Annotated in this window: 9 protein-coding genes and 1 pseudogene; 4 read left to right on the forward strand and 6 right to left on the reverse strand. The window is 61.5% G+C overall.

Annotated elements, in window-relative coordinates; genetic code table 11:
- Nucleotides 1-322: pseudogene (locus ABW043_RS21555) on the reverse strand (cytochrome b); the annotation flags it as partial.
- 14 nt (nucleotides 323-336) lie between these two features.
- A complete protein-coding gene (gene petA / locus ABW043_RS21560) occupies nucleotides 337-864 on the reverse strand; it encodes a ubiquinol-cytochrome c reductase iron-sulfur subunit (protein WP_353923249.1) in 528 nt (175 codons plus the stop codon).
- A 226-nt stretch (nucleotides 865-1,090) separates the two neighbouring features.
- Here petA and ABW043_RS21565 point away from each other — a divergent pair, with 226 nt between their 5' ends.
- From ABW043_RS21565 to ABW043_RS21580, 4 genes are all read left to right on the forward strand, one after another.
- On the forward strand, nucleotides 1,091-1,561 hold the full coding sequence (locus ABW043_RS21565; protein WP_353923250.1) for a tRNA (cytidine(34)-2'-O)-methyltransferase: 471 nt from the start codon (nucleotides 1,091-1,093) through the stop codon (nucleotides 1,559-1,561).
- An 18-nt stretch (nucleotides 1,562-1,579) separates the two neighbouring features.
- Complete coding sequence (gene hemF, locus ABW043_RS21570; RefSeq protein ID WP_353923251.1) at nucleotides 1,580-2,452, forward strand: oxygen-dependent coproporphyrinogen oxidase; 873 nt, start codon at nucleotides 1,580-1,582, stop codon at nucleotides 2,450-2,452.
- Between the two features lies 1 nt (nucleotide 2,453).
- Nucleotides 2,454-3,626 carry an AAA family ATPase gene (locus ABW043_RS21575; protein ID WP_353923252.1) on the forward strand — a complete coding sequence of 391 codons (1,173 nt, stop codon included), beginning with the start codon at nucleotides 2,454-2,456 and terminating at the stop codon, nucleotides 3,624-3,626.
- A gap of 62 nt (nucleotides 3,627-3,688) precedes the next feature.
- Entirely contained in the window at nucleotides 3,689-3,886 is a 198-nt protein-coding gene (locus ABW043_RS21580) for a DUF1059 domain-containing protein (protein ID WP_353923253.1), read from the forward strand.
- A gap of 15 nt (nucleotides 3,887-3,901) precedes the next feature.
- On the opposite strand, the gene ABW043_RS21585 is transcribed toward ABW043_RS21580, so the two are convergent.
- From ABW043_RS21585 to ABW043_RS21600, 4 genes are all read right to left on the reverse strand, one after another.
- Nucleotides 3,902-5,080 carry a CCA tRNA nucleotidyltransferase gene (locus ABW043_RS21585; protein ID WP_353923254.1) on the reverse strand — a complete coding sequence of 393 codons (1,179 nt, stop codon included), beginning with the start codon at nucleotides 5,078-5,080 and terminating at the stop codon, nucleotides 3,902-3,904.
- Entirely contained in the window at nucleotides 5,077-5,697 is a 621-nt protein-coding gene (locus ABW043_RS21590; protein WP_353923255.1) for a CoA pyrophosphatase, read from the reverse strand. The genes ABW043_RS21585 and ABW043_RS21590 overlap by 4 nt, the downstream gene beginning before the upstream one ends.
- A 78-nt stretch (nucleotides 5,698-5,775) precedes the next feature.
- Nucleotides 5,776-6,324, reverse strand: coding sequence for a GNAT family N-acetyltransferase (locus ABW043_RS21595; RefSeq protein WP_353923256.1), 549 nt, complete (start codon nucleotides 6,322-6,324; stop codon nucleotides 5,776-5,778).
- Between the two features lie 73 nt (nucleotides 6,325-6,397).
- The coding region (locus ABW043_RS21600) for a hypothetical protein (protein WP_353923257.1) at nucleotides 6,398-6,743 on the reverse strand (346 nt) is incomplete at its 5' end.

Consider the following 6,743-nt stretch of genomic DNA (forward strand, 5'->3'; position numbering starts at 1 on the left):
AGAGCGCGATGAAGAACATCGAGGCGCCCACGGCGTGGGTTGCCTGGATGATGCGGCCGCCATTGACGTCGCGACGGATGTGCTCGACCGAGTCGAACGCCATGGCCACGTTGGGCGTGTAGTGCATCGCAAGAATGATGCCGGTGACGATCTGAACGCCAAGGCACATCACGAGAATGGCGCCGAACGTCCACCAGTAGTTGAGGTTCTTCGGCGTGGGGAAATCCATGAGATGTTCTTTGGCGAAACGCACCACCGGCAGGCGGTCGTCCAGCCACTTCTCAACGGCACTTCCCGGAACGTAAGTCGAATGTTCTGACATCGGAAAAGCCCCCACTAACCGATCTGGACCAGCGTATCGCTGAGGAATTCATACGGCGGCACGACCAGATTCTTCGGTGCGGGGCCGCGGCGGATACGACCAGCCGAGTCATAGTGCGAACCGTGGCACGGGCAGAACCAGCCATCGAAATCGCCGGATTCGCCAACAGGGATACATCCCAGATGGGTGCAGTTGGCGATCATGATCAACCACTGTTCGTGGCCGGGCTTGGTGCGTGCCTCGTCGGTTTCCGGGTCCTTGAGGTCGGAGAGCGGGACGGCTTGGGCCTCTGTAATTTCGGCCGCCGTACGGTGACGGACGAAAACCGGCAGGCCGCGCCACATGATGGTCACCGACTGCCCTTCGGCAATCGGACCCACATCATATTGAATGCTGGCAAGCGCCAGCGTGGACGCGTCCGGATTGAGCTGATTGATCAGCGGCCATACCACTGCGGCGGCACCAACAGCGCCGACGGCGCCCGTGGCGACGAAGAGAAAATCCCGCCGGTTGGTGGATGAGTGTTCTGCTTGCGTGGACAAGTCCGTTTCCCCGTACGATGCACAAATGACGGAACCGGCTCCAGCCTTCGACACCATAAGCAGAATCGACAAGCCAGCCGCCCTCAAGCGGTCCGTCAGTTGGGGTTCTTTTTGCACTGTCGGAAGGGCTTGTCCAGTGCGCGACGGGTGACAGTTGGCTTGAGCGCAACTATATCCTGGCGCCAAACCTCTCGGATGGACCGGGCACGCCCCGGGGACAACGCCCTTGTCGCTCGATATCGCCCTCTATCAGCCCGACATTGCCAACAATACCGGCACGCTCGTGCGCCTCGGCGCATGCCTGGGCCTGACGGTCCATATCATCCACCCCTCGGGCTTTCCCATCACCCCGCAAAACCTTGCGCGCAGCGGGCTCGACTATGTTGAGCACGCCGTCATCCGGCAGCACGACAGTTTCGAGACTTTCGAGACCTGGCGGGCGCAGGAAGGCCGGCGACTGATCCTCCTGACCACAAAATCCAGCCAATCCGCCTATGACGTCAGCTTCGCGCCCGGCGATATCCTGATGCTGGGCCGTGAAAGCGCCGGCGTGCCTGATTCTGTGGCCGAGCGCAGCGACCTCCGTATCCGCATTCCCATGCGCCCCGGTTTGCGCTCGATCAATGTTGCGCTCGCCGGCAGCATGATAGTTGGCGAGGCCATGAGACAGATTGGCCGCTTTACAGAGCTTTCCTGAAGGTCCATTTCCCCCGCTATGACCCTCCCTGCCGATATCGAAACCAAGAAGATCACCGCCGCCGCCTGGTTCCGCGCCCTGCGCGACCGCATCTGCGCGGGCCTCGAAGCCATTGAAGCCGAGGTCACCGGCCCCAATGCCCACATGCCTGCTGGCAAGTTCGAGCGCACCCCCTGGGACCGCGCCGCGGGCGGGGGAGGCGAAATGTCCATGCTGCATGGTCGCGTCTTCGAGAAGGCCGGCGTCCATATCTCGTCCGTCCACGGCAATTTCTCCGAGGATTTTGCCAAGCAAATGCCAGGCACCGAAGCTGGCACCGCCTTCTGGAGCTCGGGCATCTCGCTGATCATCCACCCCTGGAACCCACACGTTCCGGCGGTGCACATGAACACGCGCATGATCGTCACGGGAAAACAGTGGTGGGGCGGCGGCGCCGACCTGACCCCGGTGCTTGATCGCAAGCGGACCCAGGACGATACCGACACACTGGAATTCCACGGTGCGATGCGCGAGGCCTGCGAAGGCCGCCCCGGCGTCGACTACGATCGCTTCAAAGCCTGGTGCGACGAGTACTTCTTCCTGCCCCACCGCAACGAACCACGTGGCATCGGCGGCATCTTCTACGATCACTTCAATTCCGGTGACTGGGACGCCGACTTCGCCTTCACCAAGGCGGTCGGCGAAGCGTTCAACACCATCTATCCCAGGCTGGTGCGTCGTCACTTCGAAACCAATTGGACCGAGGCCGAGCGCGACGAGCAGCTCGTCCGTCGTGGCCGCTATGTGGAGTTCAACCTCCTTTACGATCGCGGCACGACCTTCGGCCTCAAGACCGGCGGCAATGTGAACTCCATCCTGTCCTCCATGCCTCCAGCGGTGAAGTGGCCCTGACATGACGCTCGCGGCGCTCGAGATAGCAGGCTATCGCTCGGTGCGCCGCATCCGCTTCCCGCTGCGCCAACTGACCGTACTGGTCGGCGGCAATGGGGTCGGCAAGACCAATCTCTATCGCTCGCTCGAACTCATGCAGAGTGCCGCCAAGGGCACTCTTGCCGACGAACTGGCGCGCGAAGGTGGCTTGGCCTCAGTCTTCTGGGCCGGCGGCAAGAACCTCACGCACGACGGTAGTTTCGACCCAAAATTTCGCACCGATGGCTATCGCGCGGGCGAGGCCCATCGCCTCGTTCTTGAAGCAGAATTCAGTGAGTTGGAGGGTTTTGACGAAGGCCTTCGCTACCGCATAGAGACCGGCTTTGCGCCGCCGATGTCCGCAGCTTTCCAAAACGAAGCCCAGGTCAAAAGCGAACTCGCCGAAATGCGACACCGTGGCAAGCCCGTCATGCTGATGGAGCGCAAGGGCGGCGTGGCGTGGGCCCGCGATGCCAATGGCCGTCGAGAAACCGCCGACGAAGATCTTCTCCCGAGCGAACCCGCCATCGCTCGCCTTGGCGGCCGCCCTGAAATTGCAACTTTGCGCGATGCCATCCTCGGCTGGCGCTTCTTCCACGGCTTCCGAACCGACCAGGAATCGGCGCTCCGCCGACCATCGCGCGCAGTGACCTCCCCTACGCTCGCCTCCGATGGTAGCAATCTCGGTGCGGTATTCGCCACTCTTCGCCATATTCGGGGCGACACGATCGATCTCGACCGCGCCATCGGCGATGCATTTCCAAATGTCGAATTAGTTGTGCCTCCAGTGGAAGATCACGCCACTTTTGGCCTGCGCTATCCCGAAATGCCCAAGCGCGTTTTCGCGCCGCATGAACTATCCGACGGCACCTTGCAATTCCTCGCCCTTGCCGGCGCGCTGATGTCCTATCGACTGCCCCCGTTCATTGCTCTCAACGAACCCGAAACCAGCCTCCACCCATCCCTTTTGCCGATCCTGGCGCGCATGATCGTCAAGGCTGCCGAGCGCAGCCAGATCTGGGTGGTGACGCACGACCGGGAACTGGCCAATGCGATCGCCGAGGGCAGCGGCGTACGTTCGCGCGAAGTGATCCGCGGCGACGACGGCACGTGGATTGAAGGTCTGGGACAGCTCGGCGAATTCGTCGACGACTAGGGGAACCACCTCGCCACTGCCCCGTTTCTCCCTCTACCCCGAAGATTGAAGGAGGAAACGCAATGAAACGCTTTGATTCCGGTACGCTCATCCCCGGCTCGACCTGGAAGGCCGAAGCCGAAAGCGAGGCGGAAGTGGTGCGTCGTGCCGTGGAAAACCTGAAGAATTTCCATGGCGAAACCGAAGTCCGCCCCGAAATGGTCGAGCGGATCAAGGAACGCATCGTGGATGTCGACGCCAAAGGCGCGACCAAGCACTGATTTCTGCGCGCCGGGCTATCGGATATCCAAGGTTTCCAAAAGCTCATCCCGCGTTAGCGAAAAGGCGCTCTGAACCCAAAGCGTCTCCAGCCGGGCCAGAGTGGCTCCTACTTCTGGCCCGGGCTCGATCCCGTTTGCCACAATATCTTTGCCCGACACTGGAAGATCCGGTTTGGGCAAGCGCGAGATTTCTCTGGCTGCTTCCATCAGCCTTTCGCGCGGCCAATTGTTCTGGGCCGCAGCAACAGCCAATCCCTCGATAGCCTCATCGCGATAGCGATAGACGCCAAGCGCGATCTGATCGTCGGTCATCAGCAAGGCAGCGGAAAAAACGCGCCGTGCCGCTTCGATTGATGCATTGGAAAGCCGCCAGCGTTCCTGTTGGGCGTCGATATCGCTGCCCGCCAGCAGCGCCAGCCGTGCCGCCGGATTGTGGCCACCCAGCACTTCATAGCGCAGCACGGCCGACAGCTCGCTGCGAGACAGTGACAAGAGGCCAATCTCATTCATGACAGCGATGGTCAGCGCGATCTTGGGCAGCGCCAGCATGCGCAGCATTTCCGATCCGACACGCTCAGCCGAAAGATGGTCGAGTTTTCCCACCGCCATCTGACAGGCCGATAGTCCTTCCGCATCGAGCTTCTCGCCACCATGGCTTGCTGAAAATCGGAAGAAACGGTAGACACGCAGACCGTCCTCGGCGATCCGCTCGGCGGCATTGCCGATAAAGCGCACGCGGGCCGCAAGCGCATCGCCAGCGCCATTGAGCGGGTCGAAAAGCGTGCCATCAAAACCGCTATAGATGGCGTTGAGCGTAAAATCCCGACGCTTGGCGTCCTCGGTCCAGTCTGTGCCGAACTGAACCTGCGCGTGACGGCCATCGGTCTCGACATCGCGCCGCAGCGTCGTGACTTCGACCGTCGTCTCCTCAAGACGCAGCGTGACGGTGCCGTGGTCGATACCGGTGGGATAAGCAGCAATGCCCGCGGCCTTGGCGCGCTGCATCACGACAACAGGCAAAAGCTCTGTGGCCATGTCGATATCGGCTTCCGGGCTCAACCGCCCCATCAGCGTATCGCGCACGATGCCGCCAACCGCGCGGGTCTTGCCCTCGCGCCCGTCCAGCACCTCGAAAATCGCCTGCACAGCGGGACGAGCGAGCCATTCGGTCTGCGGCAGGTGGTCGGGGATCATGCTTCACCCAAAATAAGGTCGCGGAATTTTCGGGTGAGATTGGCCGTAATGCCCCAGATCACGTGGCCATCGTGGTCGATCTGCCAAGTGGAGTGTTCCTTGCCGCCGCGCTTGATGCGGAAACGCCCGTAGCTGGCCGAATCCAGAATACGCTTGAGCGGCACTTCGAAAACCGAATGCACTTCGCCCGGATTGGGCACGAATGGACCGCTGGGCAGCACCTCGGCAATAACCGGCGTGATCAGATAATTGCTGCCGGTAAAGTAGGGCTCCATATAGCCCAGGATCTTGGCCTCGGCCGGCTCCAGCCCGACTTCCTCATTCGCCTCTCGCAGCGCCGCGGCACCCGCATGCGCATCCGCGGCGTCGATCTTGCCACCGGGAAAAGCCACCTGCCCCGAATGCGAGCGCAGGTCTGGCGAGCGCTCGGTATAGAGAACCGTATGCCCCTCCGGCCGCCGCACGAGGCCGATCAGCACAGCAGCGGGCGTCGGCGGGCGCGAAAACGGTTCGAGCGGCGCCCAATCGGGCACAAGCTCGTCGCCAGCCGGCAAAGTCGGCGGCAAGGCCAGGAGGCGGCCGGCAAGCAGCTCGGCAATAGGCATATCGAAGGGCAAGGAAGCGTCCGGGCGATTCAGCATCACGGACAGGAGTTTATGCGAGCCCCTGCCCTGATGCACCCGTTTTGATCGCCCTCAGGCGCCGGCCTCGAACGCGGCAATCGAGCCGGTCAGCGTTTTGGCCAGCTCTGGATCATCGGCCAGCAGCAGCACGCGGCTGGTATCGACCGGGCCGGGGAACTGGATATTTCCCGGCGTGGTGGTAACCCAGCCCAGCGGGCAATAGTAATCCTGATCGCCGACGAGCAGCACAAAGTGACCCTCACCGCGCGCCAGGGCCCGCTTGCTCACTTCCCGAGCCAGCAGCTTGCCGGCGCCGCGCTTGCGGAAATTGGGGTGCGTGGCCAGCGGCCCGAGCAGATAGCCCTTCATGCCGCCAACGCTGATCGGCGTCATCCAGACCGAGCCGGACGGCGTACCATCAACTTCTGAAATCAAGCTCAGGCTGGGATCGATAGGAAACCGCTCGCGCACCCGGAAAGCCGTACGTGCAAACCGGCCTGGACCAAAGGCAATCGCCTGAAGATCTTCAACAAATGCATCATCTGCGGGGGTAGCAGGCCGAACGACAGGCTGGCCAGAGACAGGGGTAGCGACGGCCTCAGCCGCAACAAGCGTGGTCATGGGTCAATCCAGGGAAGATTTATGTGCAAATGGGCATGCGGCCGCCTCTTGGGCACCGCGCGGGAACGACCAACTAGGGTCGTCGGAACATCTGCAAAACCTTCACCATCCTGGACGCCTCCACGTCTGAATCCGCATTAGCACCCACATGGGTCCCCGTAAATGGGAATATCTGCATCATGGCTGAAATTCCTTGTCCGAATGGATCGGTGTATCCCAATTGCACAACGCATTGTTGCGTCTGAGGTGCCTTATCGCTTTTGCTTGTGACAACTAAGTTTGCCGACAAGAGAAACGACGCAGCACGGCGTGGACGCAGATGAGCGGACAATGCCGACAGCAAGATGACGAAAAAGGACCAAAGATGGGACAACTGATCGACGGCAAATGGTCGGAGCAGTGGTACGACACCAGCAAGA

Origin of the sequence: Devosia sp., assembly GCF_040509215.1 — a bacterium.
GTDB lineage: Bacteria > Pseudomonadota > Alphaproteobacteria > Rhizobiales > Devosiaceae > Devosia.